Annotated in this window: 23 protein-coding genes; 10 read left to right on the top strand and 13 right to left on the bottom strand. The window is 62.2% G+C overall.

Annotation, left to right across the window (positions count from 1 at the left end; all coding sequences use genetic code 11):
* The first annotated feature begins 126 nt into the window (after window positions 1–126).
* On the top strand, window positions 127–2,619 hold the full coding sequence (locus ACMUVN_RS02200; RefSeq protein WP_183903145.1) for an ATP-dependent helicase: 2,493 nt from the start codon (window positions 127–129) through the stop codon (window positions 2,617–2,619).
* 16 nt (window positions 2,620–2,635) lie between these two features.
* On the opposite strand, the gene ACMUVN_RS02195 is transcribed toward ACMUVN_RS02200, so the two are convergent.
* Entirely contained in the window at window positions 2,636–2,983 is a 348-nt protein-coding gene (locus ACMUVN_RS02195; RefSeq protein ID WP_047611758.1) for a membrane protein, read from the bottom strand.
* A gap of 402 nt (window positions 2,984–3,385) precedes the next feature.
* Here ACMUVN_RS02195 and ACMUVN_RS02190 point away from each other — a divergent pair, with 402 nt between their 5' ends.
* The 3 genes from ACMUVN_RS02190 (at window position 3,386) to ACMUVN_RS02180 (ending at window position 5,532) form a co-directional block, all read left to right on the top strand.
* On the top strand, window positions 3,386–3,889 hold the full coding sequence (locus ACMUVN_RS02190; RefSeq protein ID WP_047610893.1) for an EF-hand domain-containing protein: 504 nt from the start codon (window positions 3,386–3,388) through the stop codon (window positions 3,887–3,889).
* Window positions 3,890–4,144: 255 nt separating this feature from the next.
* Window positions 4,145–4,771, top strand: a complete 627-nt coding sequence (gene pncA / locus ACMUVN_RS02185; protein WP_414814860.1) for a bifunctional nicotinamidase/pyrazinamidase — start codon at window positions 4,145–4,147, stop codon at window positions 4,769–4,771.
* Window positions 4,772–4,866: 95 nt separating this feature from the next.
* A complete protein-coding gene (locus ACMUVN_RS02180) occupies window positions 4,867–5,532 on the top strand; it encodes a dihydrofolate reductase family protein (protein WP_047610896.1) in 666 nt (221 codons plus the stop codon).
* Window positions 5,533–5,625: 93 nt separating this feature from the next.
* Here ACMUVN_RS02180 and ACMUVN_RS02175 read toward each other — a convergent pair whose 3' ends face one another.
* On the bottom strand, window positions 5,626–5,889 hold the full coding sequence (locus ACMUVN_RS02175) for a DUF2164 domain-containing protein (RefSeq protein WP_047610898.1): 264 nt from the start codon (window positions 5,887–5,889) through the stop codon (window positions 5,626–5,628).
* 133 nt (window positions 5,890–6,022) lie between these two features.
* Between ACMUVN_RS02175 and ACMUVN_RS02170 the strand changes: the two genes are divergently transcribed.
* Both ACMUVN_RS02170 and ACMUVN_RS02165 read left to right on the top strand, forming a co-directional pair.
* Window positions 6,023–6,754, top strand: coding sequence for an AzlC family ABC transporter permease (locus ACMUVN_RS02170; protein ID WP_063474603.1), 732 nt, complete (start codon window positions 6,023–6,025; stop codon window positions 6,752–6,754).
* 3 nt (window positions 6,755–6,757) lie between these two features.
* Window positions 6,758–7,066 carry an AzlD family protein gene (locus ACMUVN_RS02165; RefSeq protein WP_047610903.1) on the top strand — a complete coding sequence of 103 codons (309 nt, stop codon included), beginning with the start codon at window positions 6,758–6,760 and terminating at the stop codon, window positions 7,064–7,066.
* A gap of 31 nt (window positions 7,067–7,097) precedes the next feature.
* Here the strand turns inward: ACMUVN_RS02165 and ACMUVN_RS02160 are convergent, their stop codons facing one another.
* Window positions 7,098–8,933 (bottom strand): aminopeptidase P family protein, encoded by a 1,836-nt coding sequence (locus tag ACMUVN_RS02160; RefSeq protein ID WP_063474602.1) that lies wholly within the window; start codon window positions 8,931–8,933, stop codon window positions 7,098–7,100.
* A gap of 278 nt (window positions 8,934–9,211) precedes the next feature.
* Here ACMUVN_RS02160 and ACMUVN_RS02155 point away from each other — a divergent pair, with 278 nt between their 5' ends.
* Complete coding sequence (locus tag ACMUVN_RS02155; protein ID WP_012758267.1) at window positions 9,212–9,385, top strand: hypothetical protein; 174 nt, start codon at window positions 9,212–9,214, stop codon at window positions 9,383–9,385.
* 310 nt (window positions 9,386–9,695) lie between these two features.
* On the opposite strand, the gene ACMUVN_RS02150 is transcribed toward ACMUVN_RS02155, so the two are convergent.
* Window positions 9,696–10,574, bottom strand: a complete 879-nt coding sequence (locus tag ACMUVN_RS02150) for a 50S ribosomal protein L11 methyltransferase (protein WP_047610908.1) — start codon at window positions 10,572–10,574, stop codon at window positions 9,696–9,698.
* Between the two features lie 68 nt (window positions 10,575–10,642).
* Entirely contained in the window at window positions 10,643–11,245 is a 603-nt protein-coding gene (locus tag ACMUVN_RS02145; RefSeq protein WP_047610910.1) for an SCO family protein, read from the bottom strand.
* A 392-nt stretch (window positions 11,246–11,637) separates the two neighbouring features.
* On the opposite strand from ACMUVN_RS02145, the gene ACMUVN_RS02140 reads away from it, so the two are divergent.
* Complete coding sequence (locus tag ACMUVN_RS02140) at window positions 11,638–13,602, top strand: methyl-accepting chemotaxis protein (RefSeq protein ID WP_414814859.1); 1,965 nt, start codon at window positions 11,638–11,640, stop codon at window positions 13,600–13,602.
* A 2-nt stretch (window positions 13,603–13,604) separates the two neighbouring features.
* Window positions 13,605–14,072 (top strand): chemotaxis protein CheW, encoded by a 468-nt coding sequence (locus ACMUVN_RS02135; protein WP_017965084.1) that lies wholly within the window; start codon window positions 13,605–13,607, stop codon window positions 14,070–14,072.
* A gap of 229 nt (window positions 14,073–14,301) precedes the next feature.
* Here the strand turns inward: ACMUVN_RS02135 and ACMUVN_RS02130 are convergent, their stop codons facing one another.
* Together ACMUVN_RS02130 and ACMUVN_RS02125 are read right to left on the bottom strand one after the other, a co-directional pair.
* The gene (locus ACMUVN_RS02130; protein ID WP_047610915.1) at window positions 14,302–14,793 is read right to left on the bottom strand and encodes a CreA family protein; all 492 of its coding nucleotides are present in this window, start codon (window positions 14,791–14,793) and stop codon (window positions 14,302–14,304) included.
* 76 nt (window positions 14,794–14,869) lie between these two features.
* Complete coding sequence (locus ACMUVN_RS02125) at window positions 14,870–15,460, bottom strand: 3'-5' exonuclease (protein WP_047610917.1); 591 nt, start codon at window positions 15,458–15,460, stop codon at window positions 14,870–14,872.
* Window positions 15,461–15,741: 281 nt separating this feature from the next.
* On the opposite strand from ACMUVN_RS02125, the gene ACMUVN_RS02120 reads away from it, so the two are divergent.
* On the top strand, window positions 15,742–16,278 hold the full coding sequence (locus ACMUVN_RS02120) for a GNAT family N-acetyltransferase (protein ID WP_047610919.1): 537 nt from the start codon (window positions 15,742–15,744) through the stop codon (window positions 16,276–16,278).
* 34 nt (window positions 16,279–16,312) lie between these two features.
* Here ACMUVN_RS02120 and ligA read toward each other — a convergent pair whose 3' ends face one another.
* The 6 genes from ligA to ftsZ form a co-directional block, all read right to left on the bottom strand.
* Complete coding sequence (gene ligA / locus ACMUVN_RS02115; protein WP_414814858.1) at window positions 16,313–18,469, bottom strand: NAD-dependent DNA ligase LigA; 2,157 nt, start codon at window positions 18,467–18,469, stop codon at window positions 16,313–16,315.
* 102 nt (window positions 18,470–18,571) lie between these two features.
* On the bottom strand, window positions 18,572–19,108 hold the full coding sequence (locus ACMUVN_RS02110) for a DUF6886 family protein (protein WP_414814857.1): 537 nt from the start codon (window positions 19,106–19,108) through the stop codon (window positions 18,572–18,574).
* Between the two features lie 91 nt (window positions 19,109–19,199).
* Window positions 19,200–20,873 (bottom strand): DNA repair protein RecN, encoded by a 1,674-nt coding sequence (gene recN, locus ACMUVN_RS02105; RefSeq protein WP_414814856.1) that lies wholly within the window; start codon window positions 20,871–20,873, stop codon window positions 19,200–19,202.
* Between the two features lie 5 nt (window positions 20,874–20,878).
* Window positions 20,879–21,748, bottom strand: coding sequence for an outer membrane protein assembly factor BamD (locus tag ACMUVN_RS02100; protein ID WP_174824440.1), 870 nt, complete (start codon window positions 21,746–21,748; stop codon window positions 20,879–20,881).
* Between the two features lie 257 nt (window positions 21,749–22,005).
* Window positions 22,006–22,962 carry a UDP-3-O-acyl-N-acetylglucosamine deacetylase gene (lpxC, locus tag ACMUVN_RS02095; RefSeq protein WP_097542152.1) on the bottom strand — a complete coding sequence of 319 codons (957 nt, stop codon included), beginning with the start codon at window positions 22,960–22,962 and terminating at the stop codon, window positions 22,006–22,008.
* 262 nt (window positions 22,963–23,224) lie between these two features.
* The gene (gene ftsZ / locus ACMUVN_RS02090) at window positions 23,225–24,943 is read right to left on the bottom strand and encodes a cell division protein FtsZ (RefSeq protein ID WP_047610929.1); all 1,719 of its coding nucleotides are present in this window, start codon (window positions 24,941–24,943) and stop codon (window positions 23,225–23,227) included.
* Window positions 24,944–24,983: the final 40 nt, after the last annotated feature.

Below are 24,983 nucleotides of genomic sequence, written 5' to 3'. Positions count from 1 at the left end.
GCGATCGCAGCCGCGCTCGCGGCGCCCTTAGTGCCCAGAGCATCCCGCTTGGGATAGCGGCCACTTGGGAATGAAAGCAGAACATCTTTTCTGGTCTTTCCTTCCCGAATCACTACATTACGCGCCATGAGCAATAGTTTCGACGATATTCCCTTCTTTGATGAAGAGCCGGGCGAGATGGCGCGCAAGCCGCAGCCGCCTCAGGCTTCGTTGGGAAAGGCGCCTGCAACAGGGAGCATTGCAGCTGGAGGCCTCGCCGCGCGCGCCATGGCGGCCCGCGACGGCGGCAAGCGGCCGGATTATCTTGCCGGGCTGAATCCTGAGCAGACAGATGCCGTCGAAACGCTGGAGGGCCCGGTCCTCGTGCTCGCCGGCGCCGGCACCGGCAAGACACGGGTGCTCACCACCCGCATTGCCCATATTCTCAACACCGGCCGCGCCTTCCCCTCGCAGATCCTCGCCGTCACCTTCACCAACAAGGCCGCCCGCGAGATGAAGGAGCGCATTGCGCTGCTCGTCGGCGGCGCCGTCGAAGGCATGCCCTGGCTCGGCACCTTCCACTCGATCGGCGTCAAGCTGCTGCGCCGCCACGGCGAGCTCGTCGGCCTGCGCTCCGATTTCACCATTCTCGATACCGACGACGTCGTCCGCCTGATCAAGCAGCTGATCCAGGCCGAAGGCCTCGACGACAAGCGCTGGCCGGCCAAGCAGTTCGCCGGCATGATCGACACCTGGAAGAATAAAGGCCTCGGGCCTGCCGATATTCCCGAGGGCGACGCCCGCGCCTTTGCCAATGGCCGCGGCCGCGATCTCTATTTTGCCTATCAGAATCGCCTGACGACGCTGAACGCCTGCGACTTCGGCGATCTGCTGATGCATCCGATCGCGATCTTCCGCAAGAATCCGGATCTCCTGAAGGAATATCACGGCCGCTTCCGCTATATCCTGGTCGACGAGTACCAGGACACCAACACCGCCCAGTATATGTGGTTGAGGCTCCTCGCCCAGCGCGCCAAGGGCGAGCCGCAGAATGTCTGCTGCGTCGGCGACGACGATCAGTCGATCTACGGCTGGCGCGGCGCGGAGGTCGACAATATCCTGCGCTTCGAGAAGGATTTCCCCGGCGCCAAGGTGATCAAGCTCGAGCGCAATTACCGCTCGACCGAACATATTCTCGGCGCCGCGGCGCATCTGATCGCCCATAATGAAGGCCGGCTCGGCAAGACGCTGTTCACCGACCGCTCCGATCCGGACGACGTCAAGGTTCAGGTCCACGCCTCCTGGGATTCGGAGGAGGAAGCCCGCGCCATCGGTGAGGAGATCGAGCAGCTCCAGCGCAGCAAGCATCTCTTAAACGACATGGCGATCCTCGTGCGCGCCTCCTTCCAGATGCGCGAATTCGAAGACCGCTTCGTCACCCTCGGCCTCAATTACCGCGTCATCGGCGGCCCGCGCTTCTACGAGCGCCTGGAAATCCGCGATGCCATGGCCTATTTCCGCCTGGTCGCTCAAGCCTCCGATGACCTCGCCTTCGAGCGCATCATCAATACGCCAAAGCGTGGCCTCGGCGATACGACGGTGCGTGCGCTGCACGACTACGCGCGCGCTCGCGACATCCCGATGCTTGCGGCAGCGGCCGACATCATCGAGACCGACGAGCTGAAACCGAAGGCGCGAAAAGCCCTCTTCGACGTGATTCAATCTTTCCGCCGATGGCAGGAACTGCTTGAAAACACACCGCATACCGAACTTGCCGAGCAGATCCTCGAAGAGTCCGGCTATACCGACATGTGGAAGAACGACAAAAGCGCCGAAGCTCCCGGCCGCCTTGAGAACCTTAAGGAACTGATCCGCTCGATGGAGAGCTTCGAGTCGATGCGCGGCTTCCTTGAACATGTCTCCCTCGTCATGGATGCCGAGACCAACGAGAACCTCGACGCCGTCTCGATCATGACGCTGCACTCGGCCAAGGGCCTGGAATTCGACACCGTCTTCCTGCCCGGCTGGGAGGAAGGCCTCTTCCCGCACCAGCGCTCGCTGGATGAGAGCGGCCGCGCCGGCCTGGAGGAGGAACGCCGCCTTGCCTATGTCGGCATCACCCGCGCCAAGCACCGCTGCCATATCTGGTTCGTCTCCAACCGCCGCATCCACGGTCTCTGGCAGTCGACCCTGCCCTCGCGTTTCCTCGACGAACTGCCGGAAACCCATGTCGAGGTCGCCGAAATGGAGCAGAGCTATGGCGGTTACGGCCGCGGCGGCTACGGCCAGTCCCGCTTCGACAAGGCCGAGCCCTTCGCCAATTCCTATTCCACCCCAGGCTGGAAACGCGCCCAGGCCAACAAGACCGACGCCACCCGCGACAATTGGGGCACCCGCTCCGGCCACGCCGTCGAACGCATCGGCTATGGCGAAAGCGGTCCGAAAGGGCGCACGATCGACGGCGAGCTGGTGGCGAAATCGACCTCGTCGGAACCGTCGCGATTCACCCTCGGCGATCGCGTGTTCCATCTAAAATTCGGCAACGGCAACATCACCGGCATCGAAGGTAACAAGCTGACGATCGAGTTCGACCGGGCCGGACAGAAGCGGGTGCTGGACGGGTTCGTCGAACGCGTCTGACCTTGCGTCAGCACCTTCAGCCGAGCATCCGCATGCTTCCAAGCCCGAGAATATCGTTCATCAGGGCAATTCCCATCCCGGTGGCGACGATCGACAATCCGATCAGGAAAAGCCGGCGAGCCCGGTCATATTTGACAGCCACCAGTGAGTCCCGCGCCAGAAGATCGGCAAACACCTTCACCTGAATGGCGATGCCGACCGTCAGGAACGACATCGGCAGAAGATCGATGCGGCTCCAGTCATTCGGATTGGATACCCAGAGACTGATGAAATTGAGGGAGAAACCGAGGATGATCCCGGTCGCCGTCAGCGATCCGTTGCGGAAGGTCGCATCGATCTTTTCGTCGGGGTCCGCTTCGGACATGGCTTCGGTTCCGGCTTGCAGCTGACGGCAAGAAAGGCAGAAATCGCAGTCCTGAGCAAGATCGATCTGCCATCGCGCTCCGGGAAGCCGGACGAAATGCCGCAGCGGCGGGAGCCCCGGCGGACCGTCCATCGCCCCTCCAGCAAGCCGCGATGGCGCCATCGCGTGCGCTCGCAGAGATGGACTTTCGCTCGCCCGAACCCGTCGGCCGCTAAAAACGCCAATCATTTCAATGAAACAGCTTTGGTAACCGAAAGGTTAACGTGCGTTGCCCCACGCCGTCAATCGCACCTTCTTCCCTGTCAAAACGTCGCTTTGACGCTTTGCGCAAATCAGCTTAGCCCGGAGACTGCCCGTCCATGAAAGGCGGGCTTCACGACGAACTTTTCGAAGGAGGTTCAAGTGACCAGTGTTTCATCTCTCGGCAGCACATTGACACAGTATCAGTCTCCGCTTTCAGGCCTGGACAAGAACGGTGACGGCGTCATTTCGGCGGACGAGCTCGCCGCCGCATCGCAGTCCTCGACATCAAGCACGGTCGCGACCGACGGCGATAGCGACGACAGCAGTACCGACATCGTCAAGAAGATCACCGCCGACATCCTGTCGCTGATGCTGTCCATGCAGAAAACCGACGACAGCGACGATCAGGGCGACGGTAGCGATCAAAGCGACGACACTTCCAAAGGTGTCTTCGCCGCGATGGATACGAATGGCGACGGCAAGTTAACCGAGTCGGAATTCCTCGCCGCCGATCCGAGCAAAATCAGTACATCCGGCGATAGCGATCCGCTGCTCACCAAGGTGCTGAGCGACATGCAGACGGCGCTTCAGGCCTACCGCAATACCTACGGCGCTTCCGCCGCGGCAGGTGATTCCGCAGCCGACACCGCGGTTGCGATCTAGCCGGCCGAGATCCGGGCTCTGCCGGGGGAGCCTCGATCCAGCCCGAGATTATCCACGAACCTTCCCTCCATTCCATTTCAACACGAGAGCCGCCGCCAACTATCGCGATGATTGCATTAGAGCTCTCTACTTTGACGACTTACTACCGCTAGTACCAGAATTAACACTTGCGCCGCCGCGCCTGGAAATCCACTAGTTGATGCATTGAGTGTGCTTTGCGTCTTACACTGCAATAGAGCGAAGGGATTGGGCTTGATGAAAGCGCTGCTGCTCGTCGACATTCAGAACGGCTTCTGCCCGGGCGGCAATCTGCCGGTACCTGATGGCGACAAGGTGATTCCCGTCGCAAACAGGCTGATCGACAGCGGCAAATACGATCTGATCGTCGCCTCGCAGGACTGGCATCCGCCGGGTCACGGCAGCTTCGCCTCCGCCCATCCGGGCGCGGCCCCCTTCGAGATGGGTGAACTCTCCGGCAAGCCGCAGATGATGTGGCCCGACCACTGCATTCAGGGCACGCTCGATGCGGAACTGCATCCTGCGCTCAGATCGGAAGAGATCGATCTGATCCAGCAGAAGGGCGAGCATCCCTATATCGACAGCTATTCGGCCTTCCGCGACAATGACCGCGATGCCTCGACCGGCCTTTCCGATTTCCTCGAGGACCAGGGCATCACCGACCTCGACGTCTGCGGGCTCGCGACCGACTATTGCGTCAAATTCTCCGCGCTCGACGCGCTGGAGATGATGCCTGGTGTCCGCGTGCGCTTCATCGAGGATGCAAGCCGCGGCATCACGCCCGAAGATGTCGCCGCCGCCATCGAGGAGATGCGGGCGCATGGCATCGCGATCATCGACAGCGCCAAGGTCTTGTCAGATTAAGTCAGATCGCGCCTAAAAAACCACGCGTCGAATGTCGGATCGGTGCAAGCCGATCCGTCCTTGGCTCTGAACACACCAACAATGGGAGTTGAGAGATGAGAAAGCTTGTTGCTGCAGCCTTCGTCAGCCTGGATGGCGTCATGCAGGCGCCGGGCGCGCCACAGGAGGATCCGACCGGCGGCTTCACGCTTGGCGGTTGGACCGTCAATTATTGGGACGAGCCGATGGGCCAGTTCATGGGCGGGATCTTTACCGACCCCTTCGAACTGCTGCTCGGCCGCAGGACTTACGAGATTTTTGCCGCGCATTGGCCCTTCGTCGAGAAGGACGATCCGATCGGCCAGGTCTTCAACGCCGTGACCAAATATGTCGCGACCAGCTCCACGGAACCGCTCGACTGGGAGAATTCTATCGCCTTGCGTGGCGACGTCGCTGCCGAAATCGCCCGGCTGAAGCAGGAGGACGGTCCCGCCCTCCTGACGCAGGGCAGCAGCGGCCTGCTGCAGACCCTGTTGGCGCACGACCTGATCGACGAATTCCGGCTTCTGACCTTCCCGCTCGTGCTTGGCCCGGGCAAACGCCTCTTCGGTCAAGGCGCCAAGCCGGAGGCGCTGAAGCTGACCGCCAATAGCGTATCGACGACGGGCGTCATCATGAGCGTCTATGAGCGTGCGGGCGCAATCAAGACAGGCACGTTCGAGCTGGCGCAGCCCTCGGAGGCCGAAATCGCTCGCCGGGAGCGGATGAAGCGCGAGGGCTGATCCTCTGCGATCTTGGCGGGCCGCGGCGCCGCCGCGTCCCGCTATGGCGACAGCGCCGTGCTCCTTCTCAGATGCGTAGGGAACGCTGTAGAACTATGCGGTAGTGCCCTTGTTCTTCTCCTCGCGCTCCAACAGATAGATGTCTTCCGCCAGGTCCTCCATCTTCCTCAGAAGGGCGGCATGCGCATCGCGAAGACCCTGATTGTAATAATGGGCGCCGATCTCGTCCGCGAAGAAATCGAGCAGGAACTCCGCCGGAAGCACGCCGATCGGCTGGTCGAGCTCCGCCTCGAAATAGCGGCGGATGCTTGAAACGATCGCCGCCTTCGCCTCCTTGGAAAATTCGATCTTCTTCATGGTTTCCTCTTGGCCGAATGCACTCGGAAGTTTGATGGTTCAGCGAAATCGATTGGTCAATCAAGGAAATTCAATTGCCGTTGCAAGCCATAGACCATAAGGGGAAACCTGAATTCCAACCGGACAAGATCACATGAATCGCGCCGACTTTGTTGAAGGTTTGCGGGGCGGCTTTGCCGTTGCGCTGGCATCGGCGCCCTTTGGCGCCCTGTTCGGAGCGCTGGCCGTCGAAAACGGCATGTCGCTTTCCGAAGCCGCCTTCATGAGCGCCACCGTCTATGCCGGCGCCAGCCAGATGGTCGGCATCGAACTCTTCGGCCACAATGTCCATGCCTGGCTGATCGTGCTGTCGATCCTCGCCGTCAATTTCCGCCACGTGCTCTATTCGGCGGCGATGGCGCGCTATATCGGCCAGTTCACGCCGGTCCAGAAATTTTTCACCTTCTTCCTGCTCGTCGATCCGCAATTTGCCGCAGCGGTGAAACGCGGCGAGTCGGGTCTGCCGGTCAGCTTCGCCTGGTATTTCGGTTTCGGCATCATCATCTACGTTCCCTGGGTGCTGATCAGCGTCCTGGGCGGCATGCTCGGCGGCTTCATCGGCGATCCCAAGGCGATCGGCCTCGATATCCTGCTGCCGGCCTATTTCCTCGGCATCGTCCTTGGTTTCCGCAAGCGCGACAATTTTCTGCCCGTGGCGCTCGTCAGCGCCGTCGCATCAGTCCTCGCCTATCGCTATGTCGGCTCGCCCTGGCATGTCAGCCTCGGCGCCGCCGTCGGCATCGTGCTTGCCGCCCTGCTGCCGCTGCCGCCGCAAGCGCCGGATCTCGAAGCCGACGCCCTGCAATCCGAAGTGCACGAGGTTTGAGCCATGGAATTCGATCTTCACATGGCGCTCGTCATCTTCGCCGCCGCGGTCGCCACTTTCGCCACCCGCATCGGCGGCTACATCCTCATCACCCGAATGAAGAGCATTCCGCCGCGCATGGAGGCGGCGCTGAATGCCGTGCCGGCCGCCGTGCTGACGACGCTGGTCGCCCCCGCCTTCTTCATCGGTGGGTGGGAATCGAAACTGGCGCTGATCGTCGCCCTCTTCGTCGGCCTGCGCGTTTCGCATACATGGATGCTGGTCGCCGCCTGGATCGTCGTGATGACCTGGCGCCACACGATCGGCGCCTGAGGGCTGCAGCGCCGGCGCGTCGACGCCGTTCTCAATATTCCAGCGGCAGCGTCGCGTTTTCGAGCCATGCCCTGACATCGTGATCGTGGATCAGCGGCATCAGCGCCTCGCGTGTGCGGCGGTGGTAGTCGTTGAACCAATGCAGCTGGTCATGGGTCAGAAGCTCTGGAATGACGAGGCTGCGGTCGATCGGGCAGAAGGTCAGCGTCTCGAAACCGAGCATCGCCGTATCGCCGCCCTCGATCTCTTCGGCGCCGCGCACATAGATCAGGTTCTCGATGCGAATGCCGAAGCTGCCGGGCCGGTAATAGCCCGGCTCGTTCGAAAGGATCATGCCGGGCAGCAGTTCCTGCGTCGAAAGCCTGGAGATGCGCTGCGGGCCCTCATGCACCGAGAGGTAGGAACCGACGCCATGGCCCGTGCCGTGGGCGAAATCGGCGCCTGCCCGCCACAGCGCGATGCGCGCCAGCGGATCGAGGTCGCAGCCGCGCGTGCCTTTCGGGAAACGCGCCGTGCTGATCTCGATCATGCCCTTCAACACCAGCGTGAAGAAGCGCCGATGCTCTTCGGTTACCCTGCCGATGCCGACCGTGCGGGTGATGTCGGTCGTGCCGTTGATATATTGCGCGCCGGAATCGATCAGGAAGAGTTCGCCGGCCTCGATCATCCGGTTGGTCTCAGTCGTCACGCGGTAATGCATGATCGCCGCATGTTCGCCCGCACCCGAAATCGTGTCGAAGGAAATGTCCTTCAGCGGGTTCTGCATGCTCTGGCCGACACGGGCGCGCGCCGCTTCGAGACGCTCGGCCGCGACAATCTCGCTCACCGTGCCGGGTTTTTCCTGCGACAGCCAGTAGAGGAATTCCACCATCGCCGCCCCGTCCTGCAGATGCGCGGCGGCCGAGCCGTTGATCTCGACGTCGTTCTTCACCGCGCGCGGCAGCTTGGCGGGATCGGCGCCCTCCACCACTTCGCCGCTCGCCCGGCGGATGATTTCCGCCAGTGCATAGGAAGCGATATCGGGGTCGATCAGCACGCGGCCGCCATTCCGGGAAACGGCAGCGAGTCTCTCCTCCAGCGCCGAGGGCGGCAGCTGCGTGCAGATCTGCCCGAGATAGGCCTCCGGCTCGATGCCCGTCTTGCGTTTGTCGAGGAAGAGCTCGGCTCGGCCGTCGGCATGAATGATGGCGCGCGCCAGCGGATGCGGCGTGTGCGGCACGTCGGCGCCGCGGATATTGAAGATCCAGGCGACCGAAGAGGGATCGGCGATCAGCACCGCAGCGAGGTTCTTCTTCGAAAGATCGGCCGCAACTGTCGCGATCTTCTCTCTGGCCAGCACGCCGGCCTGCGCGACGTTCTGGATGCTGACCGCGCCGAGCGGCTCGGCCGGCCGGTCGCTCCAAAGCCTGTCGAGCGGATTGTGCGGCAGGAAGACCAGCGTGCCGCCGATCTGCGAAAGCGCCTTTTCCAGACGACGCACCTCGGCACCCGCATGCAGCCAGGGATCGATGCCGAGCCGCAGGCCCTTGGCGCCGTTTGCGGCCAGCCAGACATGCGGCGGCTCATTGACAAGATCGCCGCCCGAAAAGACCGAACCGTCGACCTGTTCGGCAAGCTGCGTCACATAGCGCCCGTCAACGAAAACGATCGCCTGCGTGCGCAGGATCAGCGCAATACCCGCCGACCCGGTAAAGCCCGTCAACCATGCGAGACGCTCCGAACCTGCGGGAACGTATTCACCGTTGAACTCGTCGGCGCGCGGCACGAGGAAGGCGTCGATGCCGAGCGAATCGAAACCGGCGCGCAACGCCGATACACGATCCCTGCCGAATTGCGGCGTGGAAGTGACCTCGAAAGACTGGAACATGCTGGAAATCCGAATGGTTGAGACGAATCCGGTTAATGGGATAGCTGCCATGTTAGCGAAATTTCAACCGATGGGGAGAAAAAGCGACGAAACGAGTCGAAACCCTTGGGGCCGCTCAACATTTTGACAGAACTGTGACACGAAATCGTAATTTGGCACGCTTTATGCATTGGCCGCATGGCTCCCATGAGCAAAACCCTCTGCCTCCGCATTTCAGAATAGCTATATAGACGCCATCGAACGGTTCGCGATGAACCCGAAACAAAGGAATTCTTGAAATGACCGCCTCTCTCTCGCGCTTCGCATATAGCAGCCCGGTGCAGGCTGGCGAACGCCAGACCGTGCGTCACGTGATCGGCGCCCGCCGCCCGCAGAACGAGGACAGCCTCAAGCTGCTCGGCGCCGGCCAGCGCGCTACGCGCCACAAGGGCGCCCTCAGCTACGCGTTCTAAGCCTGAAAGCCCGTCCGTCTCCTCCCTCCCGGACCGGCCTATTGGAATGCAGTAGAGCCCGCTTGAGCGCTCCTCCCCTTGAGCTCGCGGGCATTGGCCGGATAGACCGGTCCAAGGCGGTGCCATCGGCACCGCCTTTTTTCTTGTCTTAGGAAGAGTGCGAGTCGTGGCGTCGTGGGGATGGAGCGCAAGCCCCTCCTCGCTCATTCCTGTGACAGGCACAGCATTGGGGCGGGGAAGGAACCTGGTGCCCCAAGCAAGCGTGACGTAGGCTAAGGCCCTAACCCCACTCAGAAACAACCCAGCAAAATTACGGTCGATCGAAGTGGATCGTCACCCAGCCATTGCGCCATATGGTCCGCACATGGCGAAGCCGTGCGCCGCTATAGGCGGCAATCACCTTCCAGCGCTGCGCGGCTAGAATGCCCGAAAGAATCACCGATCCACCCGGCGCAAGATGCGTCGCGAGCTTCGGCGCCATGCGGATCAGCGGGCGGGCGAGAATGTTGGCGATGATCAGATCGAAGGGACCGTGTTCGGAAAAGGCCGTTGAATGAAAGCCCGGCGCGGTCCTGGTGACGATGCCCGACGCGATGCCGTTGCGGCGCACGTTCTCGGCCGCCACCCGTGTCGCGACCGGATCGATATCCGTCGCCAGCACCGGAATATTCTTGAGCTTGCGCACCGCAATCGCCAGCACGCCGCTTCCGGTGCCGAGATCGAGGGCATTGCGGACCGGGCGTGAGCGCACCACGGCATCGATCACTTCGAGGCAGCCGGCAGTCGTGCCGTGATGGCCGGTGCCGAAGGCCTGGCCGGCATCGATCTCGATGGCGATATCGCCGGGGCGGACCTTGTCGCGGTCATGCGAACCATGCACCAGGAAGCGCCCTGCCCTGACGGGCTTCAGCCCCTCCAGCGATTTCACCACCCAGTCGACCTCGGGGATGACTTCCCGCTCCAACCGGGCATCGGGGAAAGAGGTCTTCAGTGCATCCTCGACGCGGGAACGCACTTCGGCCTCGTCCTCGGCCATCATATAGATCGAGGCTTCCCAGATATCCTTCTTCTCATCGATCTCGGTGGTGCCGATGGCAAAGTCTTCTTCGCCGAAGACCGTGCTCAGAAGGTCGAGAATCTCTTCGGCCTTGCTTTCGGTCGTCGTCACGTAAAGGCGGATTTCACTCACGATAGGCGGTCTTTCCCGTTTCCGTTGCCCGCCGCCGGTCGGGCCAACGCCCCATCACGCTGAAACCATCACCCCTTGCTGACGAGATTCTCCAGCTTCTTTACCGCCGTGTCCGGGTTTTCGCCATAGGCGATCGTTCCTGAAAACCGCCCGGCCGAATCGAGCAGGAAGACCGAGGCGGTGTGATCCATCGTATAGTCGCCATTCGGATCCTTCTCGTCGACCGGCACCTTCTTGGCGTAGACGCGGAATCCCTTGATGACCTCGGCGACCTTGTCAGGCGCACCTGATATGCCGGTGATCCGCTTGGAAACATTGGAAACGTACTGGTTCATGATCTCGGGCGTGTCGCGCTCCGGATCGACGGTGACGAAATACGCCTGGAGCTTGTCGCCCTTCGGATCGACCTTCTCCATCCAGCCGTTCAGCTCGAAAAGCGTCGTCGGGCAGACTTCCGGGCAATGGGTGAAGCCGAAAAACAGCGCCGTCGGCTTGCCGCGCAACGCCTGCTCGGTGATCGGCTGGCCCGTCTGGGAGACCAGGGTAAAGGGCACGCCGAAGGGAGCCTCCGCCACTACATTCCCCGATCTGCTGAGATAGTACGAGAACCCGCCGAGAAACCCGGCCAGTATCAGGACACCGACCCAGACGGCGATGCGGAAAGTCTTCATTGGATGATCCTCGATCCAGGCGGATATCTGCCGCCCACCCCTTGTGCCCCGCGTGATTATAGCCCCGACCGGACGCGCGCAATTCAACAATATGTTTTCTGACCCGTGATTGATTGTCTCACTGATAGAGGCCATCCACAGCGGAAAATCTGCCCGTCGAAATTGCCATGGATCGAAAAACATCGTGTTTTGAATAATTTGCTTTTGAAGCGAACAGACAGTCTCAAGGCACATATCGTTAGGAAAGACTTAAGCCGTCATATCTATATTTAGCAATGCGTGCGGCTCCATCGAGCCGTTCTGACATGAAGTCTGCCGAGTGGCAAAAACCCCGGACGTCCGCATGAGGGTAGGAGAACATAAACCCGAGCGGTTTGTGGAGGGGTCTTTTCATGACGAATTCAGCAGTGCGCAAGAGCCTGTCAGTCAGCCAGCGGCTCTGGACGCTCGGTGGCGCGGCCTTCCTCGGTTTCGGAACGATGCTTGGCGTCGGCTGGTACGAGAACATGCGGGTCGATGCCAGCCTGCGTAGCGCCAGCGAGATCCAGACGAGCGTCAACCATATCGACGACATGCGCCTTGCGAACCTGACGATGGTGCTGGCCGCCATGGATATCATCGTCGACAAGAACGACAAGGCGGTGGAGCCGGAGCGCATCAAGCTGATCGGCGATTCGCTCACCGCCCTTTCCGGCGGCTCGAAGGAAATGCGCCGGCTTGCCGAAGAAATGCATGACGATGGTCTGTTGAAAAGCTATGACGCCGACGTCGCCGCAATGGGCAAGGCGATCCAGGTCGATCTCGTCGCTCTGGTTCAACAGGGTGCGCCCGATGCCGAGTTCGACAAGATCGACGACACGATCGACGGCGCCGGCGAGGAGCTGACCAAAACGCTCGACAAGCTCGCCGCTGACGGCACCGTCTTTGCCCAGCAGCATGTCGATCTTGCCAATGCCGTATCGCGGGAAGCCCTTATTCTCCAGATCGGCCTCGGCATCTTCGCCATCCTCAGCATGGGTATTCTGCAATATGTCCATGGCGGCTCGATCCGCCGCGGCATCGGCGCCGTGCGCGAAAGCATGCAGCGCATCATGAACGGCGATTTCGCCAGCGACGTTGCCGAAAAGAGCCGCGGCGACGAGATCGGCGAAATGGCCCGCGCCGCCGACAGTTTCCGTCTCGCCGCCATCGAGAAGCGTAACCTCGAGACGCAGAACCAGACCGACAGGCAGCGCAGCGATGCCGAGCACCGTGAGCGCGAAGCCGCAAAGCTCGCCGACGCCGAAGCTCTGAACGCCGCCGTCACCGCCCTCGGCCACGGCCTTACCCGCCTGTCGGAAGGCGACGTGACCGTTACGATCGACCAGCCTTTCCGCGAGGAACTGGAGCGCCTGCGCCGCGACTTCAACCAGACGACGGCAACGCTGCGCAAGGCGATGAGCGACATCGCCGTCAACAGCAGCTCGATCGAGGCGAACAGCCGCCAGATGCGCGCTGCCGCCGACGACCTCGCCAAGCGTACCGAGCAGCAGGCCGCGTCGCTCGAAGAGACGTCAGCCGCCCTCGACCAGATCACCGCCACCGTCCGCAACGCGACCAACCGCGCCGAGGAAGTCGGCCATATGGTCACCCATACCCGTGAGAACACGGCGAAGTCGGATATCGTCGTCGGCGACGCAATGGCGGCGATGCAGCGAATCGAAGGCGCGTCCCGCGAGATCGGCAAGATCATCAACGTCATCGACGAGATCGCCTTCCAGACGAACCTTCTGGCGCTCAACGCCGGCGTCGAGGCAGCACGCGCCGGCGAAGCCGGCAAGGGTTTCGCCGTCGTTGCCCAGGAAGTACGCGAACTCGCCGGCCGCGCCGCCGGCGCTGCCAAGGATATCAAGACCTTGATCGGAAAATCCGGCGACGAAGTGAAGATCGGCGGCGAACTGGTGACGGCCGCCGGCGAAGCGCTTCGCCAGATCGGCGAAGATGTTCTGCGCATCGACGAACATGTTAAATCAATCGTAACCTCTGCGCGCGAACAATCAGTGGGACTGAATGAAATCAATACGTCCATCAGCCAGATGGATCAGGTCACGCAGAAGAACGCGGCCATGGTGGAAGAGACGAACGCTGCAAGCCATACGCTCGCCATCGACGCGGAAAACCTGACGCAACTGGTCAAGCAGTTCAAGACCGGCGAGGGCATGAGCGCCCGGCAAACGCCGCGAGAGGCAAGTGCCGCCTCGCATTCGAGACCATCTCCCGCGCGCAACCTGATCGGCAAAGTCGCGGGCGCATTCAACGGCGGTTCTGCCGCCAAAGTCATCGCCTCTCCCGCCGGGGACAACTGGGAAGAATTCTGACCATGAACAACAACGCCATCAAGCAATCGGGCGCCTATCTCGAAATCGTTTCGTTCCACCTGGGCGACCAGGAGTTCTGCATCGACATCATGGCCATCCGCGAAATCCGCGGTTGGGCGCCGGTGACGCCGATGCCGCACACCCCGCCCTACGTGCTGGGTCTCATCAACCTGCGCGGCGCCGTGATCCCCGTCATCGACATGGCCTGCCGCCTCGGCATGAAGATGACCGAGCCCTCCGAGCGCTCGGCAATCATCGTCACCGATATCGCCGGCAAGCTGGTCGGCCTGTTGGTCGAGCAGGTTTCCGACATGATGACCATCAAGAGCGAAGACCTGCAGCCGCCGCCGGAAATCATCCCGGAAGCCCAGCGCGCCTTCTGCCGCGGCATCGTCGCGCTCGAAAAGACCATGGTCTGCTTCCTGAACCTCGACACGGTCATTGCCGACGAGCTGACGCAGGCGGCTTGATATTTCTCCGTTTGCGTATTGGAAGGCCCGGCTCGTCCGGGCCTTTTCCGTTTGGTGTGGAGCATAAGCCAGCATCGGATCAGCTTTAGGGAGGGACTAAGCTCAGGCCCCGCCTCACTCCTCCCGAAACGTCAAAGATCTGGAAAGCGGGTGCGACTAGTTAAGCCCCTCCCCCTTGTGGGGCGGGCTTTTCAATAACGAACACGAAAAATCCAGGAACCTTCCCGCCCTACGGCTTCCCGTTCTTCCACACAACATTCTGCCCATAGAGCGGAATGGTGGAGATCGACATCTTCGCCGAACCGTCCGTCAGTTCGCGCGAATGGGCGAGATAGATCAGCGTGTCGTTGGTCTTGTCGTAGATGCGGTTGACGACCAGCGTTTTCCAGATCAGCGACATGCCCTGGCGGAACACCTCGCTGCCGTCCTTGGACAGGTCGATATTGCCGATCTCGATCGGCCCCGTCTGCCGGCAGGCGATGGAATTGTTGGACGGGTCTTCGAACCAGTTGCCGTTCTTGAACCGGTCGATCAGGCTGCGGTCGAAATAGGTGACGTGGCAGGTAACGCCCTTGACCTCAGGGTCGGAGACCGCCTCGACGATGATGTCGTTGCCGATCCAGTCGACCCCGACCTTGCCGACCACCTCGGCCGAGACGACCCCGGCGGAAAGAACGGAGAAAGAGAAGGCGGCGAGGAGAAGATTGCGCAGCTTGGACATGGCGGCTCCCTGAATGATCCGGATTCTAGATAAGCATGCACCCATGCTTTGCGACAAATCGCCGTTGCGAGAACGCTCAGCCTTTCCGGCAGGTGCAGGGCTCGTAGGCCCGCGCCGTCAGCCGGCCGGGCCTCATGCCGATCAGCGCCGGTATGGCGTGAACGGCGTTCGCCTTGACCGCCTTCGCCATTTCGATCGCCGCCGCCGCGCAGACCGCGGCATCCTCGGCGGCGTTGTGATGCACGAAACGCAGGCCGAGATGCTCGGCGATCAGGTTCAGCCGGTGCGAGAGGAAGTGCGGCCAGATCCGCTGCGCCATCTTCAGGCTGCAGAGATAGGTAAGCTCCGGATAGGATTGCCGGTAGAGATCGAGGCACGCTCGCCAGACACTGAAATCGAAGGCGGCATTGTGCGCGATCATCGTGGCGCCGCGAAAATCCTCGTGGAACTCGTCCATCACCTCGGGAAATTCGGGCGCATCCTCGACATGCTCCGGCCGGATGCCGTGAATTGCGATGTTCATTCCGGAAAAACGCATGTCTCGCGGCCGGATCAGTCGCTCTTCGACGCGCGTCACCCTGCCATCCTCGATCCAGGCAAGGCCGACCGAACAGGCGCTGCCGCGCTGTTCGTTCGCCGTCTCGAAGTCAATCGCGATGGTTTTCAATGCAGCAACCCGAATCGTTTCTCCAGGCACAGGAATACCGCCCCGCTTCCCACCGCGCAAATTCGGCACGACGCATGGTTGACTTTTTAACCCGCATATCGAAACCTACCTGCCATGATCGGCTTCGTGACCATGGCAACGCTTATTCATCACACCACGACCCTGGAAGGGTACGCGGGAGCGATGGCGCGTTAGCAGCGATCCGATCATCCCGAAACCCTGCCGAGGCGAGCAGGGTTTTCGGAAACCGGCTCTCCTCGTAAAACCGATGGAGAGCATGAATGTCCGAAAACGAAGAGAATGAATCGCGCGGCCGAGCGCCCCTGCCGGACGGCGTCCTGGTGCGTGCCGTCCGCCTTTCCGATGCCGAGGAGATCACCGATCTCATAAATCTGCCGGGCTACCGGGCAGGTACCTTGCGGCCGCCATACCAGGCAGTCGAGGAGGTTCGTAAGCACATGGAAAATCCGTCACCGGGCGCGCTCAACCTCGTCGTCACCCAAAATGGCAAGATCGTCGGCAGTGGCGGCCTCAACCGTCTTTCCGGCCGCAGGCAGCACGTCGCCAGCATCGGCATGGGCGTGCATGACGACTTCACCGGCCGCGGCTTCGGACGGATCCTGCTCGGCGCATTTGTCGACGCTGCCGATGACTGGCTCGATATCAGACGGCTGGAACTGACCGTCTATACCGACAACGATGTCGCCATCGGTCTCTACCGCAAATTCGGCTTCGAACAGGAAGGCCTGCTAAGGGCTTTCGGATATCGCGCCGGTCAATATGTCGACGCCTATACGATGGCACGGCTCAGGCTATGAGCGAGCGGGAGGCTGGCGGCCTGCCCTCAGCCCTTCACCCGCTGATCAACGCCAGCCATTCATCCTCGTCCATCGTCTGCACGCCGAGCTCGCGCGCCTTGTCGAGCTTGGAGCCGGCGCCGGGGCCGGCAACGACGATGTCGGTCTTCTTGGAGACCGATCCCGCCACCTTGGCGCCGAGGCTTTCCGCCCTCGCCTTCGCCTCGTCGCGGGTGAATTTTTCCAGCGACCCGGTGAAGACGACGGTCTTGCCGGCGACCGGGCTGCCCGCCGTCACCGGCTGTTCGGCCTCCTCGGGCGTCACCTCCTCGATAAGCCGGGTGATCACCTCGACATTGCGCGGCTCCTTGTAGAATTCGACGATAGCCCGCGCCACGACCTCGCCGATGCCCTCGATGGCATTGAGATCGTTCCAGGCGTCGCCGGCAAGCGTCTCGGCCTCCCGCATCCCCGTCTCAAAGGCGGCATAGGTGCCATAGGAGCGCGCCAGCAGCTTCGCCGTGGTCTCGCCGACATGACGGATGCCGAGCGCGTAGATGAAGCGGCGGAGCGCAATACTGCGCCGCTCGTTGATCGCCGCATAGAGCTTGCCGACGCTGACCTTGCCGAAGCCGTCGATATTTTCGAGCTTGGTCAGCGATTGCTGCTGGCGCTCCTCCAGCGTGAAGATATCGGGCGCGATGCGGATCTGCAGCGACGGATCTTCATTTTCGAAAAAGAAGTCGATCTGCTTCGAACCGAGCCCTTCAATATCGAAAGCGTTGCGCGAAACGAAGTGCTTCAGATGCTCCGTCGCCTGCGCTCGGCAGATGAAGCCGCCGGTGCAGCGGCGCACCGAATCCATCTTGCCGGTCTTCTCGTTGACCTCGCGCACCGCATGCGAACCGCAGACCGGGCATGTCTTCGGGAATTCGTAGGGCCGGGCGTCGGCCGCGCGTTTTTCCATCACCACATCGAGGATCTGCGGAATGACGTCGCCGGCGCGCTGGACGATGACGGTATCGCCTTCGCGGATATCGTGTTCCTCCGGCCGGATGCGCTCGCCGCTATTGCCGATGCCCTTGATGTAATCCTCGTTGTGCAGCGTCGCATTGGTGACGACGACGCCGCCGACCGTGATCGGCTTCAGCCGCGCCACCGGCGTCAGCGCCCCGGTGCGGCCGACCTGGATCTCGATCTTCTCGACCTCGGTGAAGGCCTGTTCGGCCGGAAACTTATGCGCCGTCGCCCAGCGCGGCGAACGCGAGCGGAAGCCGAGGCGCTGCTGCAGTTCGAGACTGTCAACCTTATAAACAACGCCGTCGATGTCGTAGTCGAGATCCGGGCGCTCGAGGCCGATCTCGTCATAATGCGCCAGGATGTCGGCGACCGAATTCAACCGCTTCATCAGCGGGTTGACCGGAAAACCCCAGTCTCTGAAGGTCTGCACCATGGCGAACTGTGTATCGGCGGGCATCTCCGACATCTCGCCCCAGGCATAGGCGAAGAATTTCAGCTTGCGGCTCGCCGTCACTTTGGCGTCGAGCTGGCGCAGCGACCCGGCCGCGGTGTTGCGCGGATTGACGTAGGTCTGTTTGCCCTCCGCCTCCATCTGCCGGTTCAGCGCCAGGAAATCGCTTTTGGCCATATAGACTTCACCGCGGATCTCGACGACAGCGGGCACGCCCTTCGGCAGCTCGTTGGGGATCTCGGCGATGGTCCGGATGTTGGCGGTGACGTTCTCCCCCGTCGTCCCGTCTCCGCGCGTCGCAGCCGTCACCAGCCTGCCGTTCTCGTAACGGATCGACATCGAGAGACCGTCGATCTTCGGCTCGGCGGTAAAGGCGATCGACTGGTCCGGCAGACGGCCGAGGAAGCGATAGACGCCAGCGACGAAATCCTGCACGTCCTCCTGCGAGAAGGTGTTGTCGAGCGACAGCATCGGCCGCGCATGGACGACAGGCGAGAACGTCACGGAGGGCGCTGCACCGACATGCCGCGATGGGCTGTCTTCGCGGATCAACTCGGGAAAGCGTGCTTCCAGCACATCATTGCGACGCTTCAGCGCGTCGTAATCGGCATCCGAAATCTCCGGCTGGTCCTTGCCGTGATAGAGCGCATCGTGATGCGCGATCTCCTTTGCCAGCCGTTCGAGCTCGGCGGCAGCCTCTTCGATCGTCAACGTGTCGACGGCGGAACCTTCGGTGGGCATGGAATAACACTCCAGGGAATCTGGCCAGAAATCTGGATCGTTTTTAGAGCAAAATCGCCGGATGAAAAGAGAGGCCGCGCATGCCGCGCTGCGAAGATCGATCTACCCATCCTGTTCCCAATCCCGCGCATTGCGCAGCCGGATGCCGCTGACATGCAAGCTCGTGTCCCAAAGGCTCTTCAAAGGCGCAAGACTATCGACCACCCTGAGCTCCACGCCGCGCGGCGCAAACTCCCGGTCGAGCCGCGAGATGGCGGTGCGCTCGGTGGGAACAATGCGTCTGCGGGCCACCCACATGCCGGCATCATCCAGATCCTCGAAATCCCCAGCCGGCAGCTCGTAGCGATGGATCGTCTCCGCCGAGAGCCTTTCCAACCAGTGACGCTCGACATAGGCCGCGGCCCGGCAATCCCTGAGCCAGTGCCGCCGCTCGGCCTCCGGCGTCTTGGGTGTCGCCCAGATCAGGATCCGCGGGCAGTCGCGCGGAAAGAGATACATGAAGTCATGGTCGCCATCGACCGCCCAAACGAGTGGACCGTTCAGCCATTCCCGGCCCGCCGGGCGGATTGAGGGTACGCGAACCGGGCGCGGTTCGAACACCGCAATGTCGGGATCATCGCTGAAATGGAAAAGGCGCATGGCAACAGATCGGCGCGGATCGGAATGTGACGGATAGCGCAAAGCGAGATGTTCGTCACCGCCGTCGGCCTTACCGACAGCTCAGTTGCGATCAGCCGTTGCCGGCCAGCAGCCGCTTTGCCGCCGCCCTCGCCTCTTCGGTCACCGATGCCCCGGCCAGCATGCGGGCGATCTCCTCGGTGCGGTCCTTCTGCGCCATCGTCGCGACGCGCGTAGCGATCTTTTCGGATCCCTCGGCCGATGGTCCCTTGGAGATCAACAGATGCGTCGCCGCCCTTGCTGCGACCTGCGGCGCATGCGTGACCGACAGCACCTGCACCCGCTCCGACAGCCGCTTCAGCCGCTGGCCGATCGCATCGGCCACCGCACCGCCGACGCCGGTGTCGATTTCGTCGAAGACCAGCGTCGGGGCAGATCCGCGATCGGCGAGCGCCACCTTCAACGCCAGCAGGAAACGTGAGAGTTCGCCGCCGGACGCAACCTTCATGATCGAGCCCGGCCGCGTGCCGGGATTGGTCTGGACATGGAACTCGACCACATCGATGCCTTCAGCCAGAGCCTCGTGCGCATCAGTAGTGATCTCGACCATGAAACGGGCGCGTTCGAGCTTCAGCGCCGGCAGCTCGGCCATGACAGCCGCAGCCAAGGCGATACCGCCATGATGGCGCTTGTCGGAGAGCGAGCGCGCCGCGGCATCGTAATTTTCCCGGGCCAGGCCGACCTCGGCTTCGAGCCGCGCCAGCCGCTCCTCACCCGCGTCGAGATCGGCAAGGTCGGCGATCATGCGGACGGCAAGCGCAGGCAGCTCGGTGACGGGCACGGAATATTTGCGCGAGGCGGCCCGGAGCGCAAAAAGCCGCTCCTCTACCCGCTCCAGTTCCTTCGGATCATATTCGGTCTTGCGCAGCGCCGCCTCGACTTCCATCTGCGCGTTGGAAAGCTGATCGAGCGCGGCATCGAGCAGCGCCACCGTGTCTTCGAGCAATCCCGGCACCTCATGGCTCTTGCGCTCCAGCCGGCGCACCAGCGAGGCGATGTGAGGCACCGGCGAGGCATTGCCGTTCAGGAACTCGGAGGCCTCGGCGATATCGCCGGCGATTCGTTCGGCCTTCATCATTTTCTGCCGGCGGTCGGCGAGTTCTTCCTCCTCGCCATCCTGCGGCGAGAGCTTCTCGAGTTCCTCGACGGAAGAGCGCAGATAGTCGGCTTCGCGCGCCGCACTTTCCACCTTCTCGCGGTGCTTCTTCAGTGTCCGCTCGCTGTCGCGCCACAGGCGATAGAGCCGGGAAACCTCCGAAACCTCGTCGGTGAGGCCGGCGAAGGCATCGAGCAGAGTGCGGTGGGCATTGGTGTCCACAAGAGCGCGATCGTCATGCTGACCGTGGATTTCGACCAGCATCTGACCGGCCTGGCGCATCAGCTGCACGCTGACCGGCTGGTCGTTGACATAGGCCTTGGTGCGCCCGTCCGCCGATTGCTGGCGACGGAAGATCAGATCGCCCTCGTCATCGATGCCGTTTTCGCGCAGGAGTGTGCGGGCGCCGTGATCCATGCCGACGTCGAACACCGCCGTCACTTGGCCCTTGTCCTCGCCATGGCGCACCAGGTCGCCGTCGCCGCGCCCGCCGAGCGCCAGCGACAGGCTGTCGAGCAAGATGGATTTGCCCGCCCCGGTCTCGCCCGTCAGCACAGAGAGGCCGGTCTCGAAGGCAAGATCCAGCCGCTCGATCAGGACGATATCGCGGATCGAAAGCTGGATCAGCATTGGCCTCAGGAACCGAGAAGAAGTTTCTTGCCTGCCGCAGCGATCCACGAGCCCTTGTTCTCACGCGGCTCGGCACCACCGGTCTGCAGCAGCTTGTAGGAATCGGCGTACCACTGGCTGTCGGGATAATTGTGACCGAGAACGGCAGCCGCCGTCTGCGCCTCGTCGACGATGCCCATGGCGTAATAAGCTTCGACGAGACGCGCTAGGGCCTCTTCGATCTGGTTGGTGTTCGGATATTTCTCGACGACGATGCGGAAGCGTGAGATCGCGGCGAGATATTCCTTCCGCTCCATGTAGTAGCGGCCGATCTGCATTTCCTTGCCGGCGAGCTGGTCGCGCGCGAAGCGGATCTTCGCCTGCGCGTCGTCGACATATTCGGAGTTCGGATAGTTGTCGATGACAGCCTGCATCGCCTCGATCGTCTTGGCCGAGGCGCGCTGGTCCTGCGTCACGTCGACGATCTGCTTGGAATAGGTGAGACCGATGAGATACTGCACATAGGCGGCATCCTGGGACTTCGGATATTGCGACATGTAGCGGTTGCCCGAAGCAAGCGCATCGTCCAGGCGGCCCTGGCGGTATTTGACGAAGGTGCTCATCACAAGCGCCTTGCGCGCCCATTCGGAGAATGGGTTTTCGCGGTCGATCGCGTCGAACTTGCGCGCCGCTTCCGCCATGTTGCCGGCCTTCATATTGGCAAGGCCCTGGGTATAGAGCACATCAGGCGGATCGGTTTCGAGGCCGAGCTTGGTGATGTCGATATCAGGGTCCGACTGGCAACCGGAGATCGCGGCGCCTGCGCTGAGCACCAGAAGCGATGCGAACAAAGCACGCGCTGTCTTCATCATACCTTCAGATCCTGCATAACCCATTCGAAAGAACCCCACTGCCGCCGCTCGCTCCACGGCAGCCACGCCTCGCTGGCGTTTCTAGCCACAAATGTGCATCAAGAGCAACGCAATGATAAGGCATTAACGCATTTTTGTGGCAGCCGCCGCAGAATGACCGGGCTTTTCATCTTCTTCCCGACCTGTGGCAGTCATGCATCTGCCTATTGCCGACGACGCGGCGGATATAAAAAAACCGCCTCCGGGAAAGAGGCGGCCTGGTCTTGAGAATGTGCTGGAGGTCATGCCGACCAGGGAGCGAATTCCGAAGCGCTAACTGCGATCAATTCGCGGGCAGCGACGCGCTGGCGCGGCGTCGACGTCTCCACGACCTCGTAGGCGGAGGGGTCGGCGAGCAGCGCCTTCAGCGCATTGGCGTTCATCTTGTGACCGCCGCGATAGGAACGGTAGCAGCCGATGAACTGGGCGCCGGCAAGCGACAGATCGCCGACGGCATCGAGCGTCTTGTGGCGAACGAATTCGTCCTTGGCGTAACGCAGCCCTTCGACGTTGATGACGGTGTTGTCGTCCGAGATGACGACGGAATTTTCAAGCGAGGAGCCGAGTGCGTGGCCCGACGCCCAGAGACGCTCGACATCGCGCATGAAACCGAAGGTGCGGGCGCGGGAAAGCTCTGCCTTGAAGACGGCGGCGTTCATGTCGCCGGCCCACTTCTGCCGGCCGATCAGCGGGCACTCGAAATCGATTTCGACTTCGAAGCGCGTCCCGTCATAGGGACGGAATTCGCTCCAGGAGCCGCCATGCTCGATTCTGACCGGCTTGGTGATACGGATATAGCGGCGCTTGACGCCGAGCGAGACGAGACCGACCTGCTCGATTGCCTCGACGAAGGGCAGCGAGCTGCCATCCATGATCGGCATTTCGGAGCCCTGCACCTCGATCACCACATTGTCGAGGCCGAGCGCATAGATGGCGGCCATGACATGCTCGATCGTCGCCACCGAATGGGCGGGCGAGAAGCCGAGCACGGTGCAGAGGTCGGTATTGCCGACCTGCGAGGAGACGGCCTTGAGTTCGGTGATGTCGCCATTGTCATGCAGGCGCTGGAAAACGACGCCGGTGCCCGATTCGGCCGGGTTCAGGGTGATCGAGACATCAGCGCCCGAATGCACTCCGATGCCCGAAAGCGTTACGGGACGCGATACCGTCGTTTGAAAACCCAGCAAGCCAATTGCCATAAATTCTGCCTTTTATTCTTCCGTACCGGCGGCCTGTCCGATCGGCACGGTCATCGTTCATTCTGCAGCAGGAGCCTGTCGAAAGGTCTCCTAGGGCAGTTTCATTGCACCATACTTACGTGCGCCGGCGCTCCAATCCAAATCACTGTTTCTTTCGCTTTGTTACGAAGTCACGCAATTGAAATCACTTGCGAATCGCAGCCAGAAAAACGGCAATGCCCGGGACCTTGATCCCGGGCATGAACGGTGCCGAAGCACGGTATCAGTTCGACTGGCGACGCAGGAATGCCGGGATTTCCAGCTGGTCGTCTTCCTGCATCATCCGGGCCTGCGGAACCGCGCGGCCCTGGTCGTCGAGGTTGCCGCGACGCGGTGCATAGAGGCTCGCCTCCGGCGACAGCGGACGGCGCTGCTGCGAAGCAGCCGGCGGTGCGGCGGTCATGTCGGCGGCAACGGCGTCGTCGTCACGGCGGCCAAGCGAATTGGTGATTCGCTTGAGCAGGCCCATCGGACCGCGCTCTTCCGCCGCATGCGCGGAGGCCGGCTGCGTGCGGTGGTCGAGTTCGGCCTGGACGACCGGCGGGAAATCCTCGACCTTCGGCATGCGCACCGGTTCGGGCGCCTGGCGGATGATCGGCTCCTGCCGGACCGGCTGCTGCTGAACCGGCTGGCTTATCACCGGCTGGCTCATGACGGGTGCCGGAGCCTGCTGCTGCACAGGGGCAGGACGCATTGCCGGAGCTTCCGGCGCAGGCGCGAAGATCTTGCTCTGCGGACGGAAGGTTTCCTGCTGTGGAGCCGGCTGCTGCAGCGGTGCGGCAGCACGCGGGGCCGGAATTTCGAGCTCGCGTTCCATCTCGGCTTCGCGGATGGTCTGCGCGATCGGATCCATGGCCTTCGGTGCCTGCATCACGGGGGCAGGCTGAACTGCGGCCGCTGCCGGAGCAACAGCCGCGGAGGGACGGATAGCGGGCCTTGCTGCCGGCTGGAGGTTGCGCTCGGCGGCTTCGTTCATCGCCCGGTCGATGCCGGTTGCGACGACCGAGACGCGGATGATGCCTTCGAGCGATTCGTCGAAGGTGGCGCCAAGGATGATGTTGGCGTCCGGATCGACTTCCTCGCGGATGCGGGTCGCGGCTTCGTCGACTTCGAAGAGGGTGAGGTCGCGACCGCCGGTGATGGAGATCAGCAGCCCTTGAGCGCCCTTCATCGAGGTTTCGTCGAGCAGCGGATTGGCGATTGCAGCCTCTGCGGCCTGGAGAGCGCGGCCGGAGCCGGAGGCTTCGCCGGTGCCCATCATCGCGCGGCCCATCTCGCGCATCACCGAGCGGACGTCGGCGAAGTCGAGGTTGATGAGGCCTTCCTTCACCATCAGGTCGGTGATGCAGGCAACGCCGGAATAGAGAACCTGGTCGGCCATGGCGAAGGCATCGGCAAAGGTCGTCTTGTCGTTGGCAATGCGGAAGAGGTTCTGGTTCGGAATGACGATCAGCGTATCGACAGACTTCTGCAGTTCCTGAATGCCCATCTCAGCCAGACGCATGCGGCGCCCGCCTTCGAAATGGAACGGCTTGGTGACGACGCCGACCGTCAGGATGCCCTTGTTGCGGGCTGCCTGCGCGACGACGGGAGCCGCACCCGTGCCGGTGCCGCCGCCCATGCCGGCGGTGACGAAGCACATATGCGTGCCGTTCAGGTGATCGACGATCTCATCGATGCACTCCTCGGCAGCCGCGCGGCCGACTTCCGGCTGCGAGCCGGCGCCGAGGCCTTCGGTGACGTTGACGCCGAGCTGGATGATGCGCTCGGCCTTCGTCATCGTCAGCGCCTGCGCATCCGTGTTGGCGACGACGAAGTCGACGCCCTGGAGGCCGGCGGTGATCATGTTGTTGACGGCATTGCCGCCACCGCCACCAACGCCGAACACGGTGATGCGCGGCTTCAGCTCTGTGATGTCAGGCTTTTGCAGCTTGATGGTCATGGTACCTGTTCCTTCTCTCTCTGGCCGCATCGCCACGCCG

Origin of the sequence: Rhizobium sp. IY2 (genome assembly GCF_047532935.1) — a bacterium.
GTDB classification, from domain to species: Bacteria; Pseudomonadota; Alphaproteobacteria; order Rhizobiales; family Rhizobiaceae; genus Rhizobium; species Rhizobium anhuiense.
Note: the sequence above shows the minus strand (reverse complement) of the source record. Positions and strands in the feature narration are given on the sequence as shown.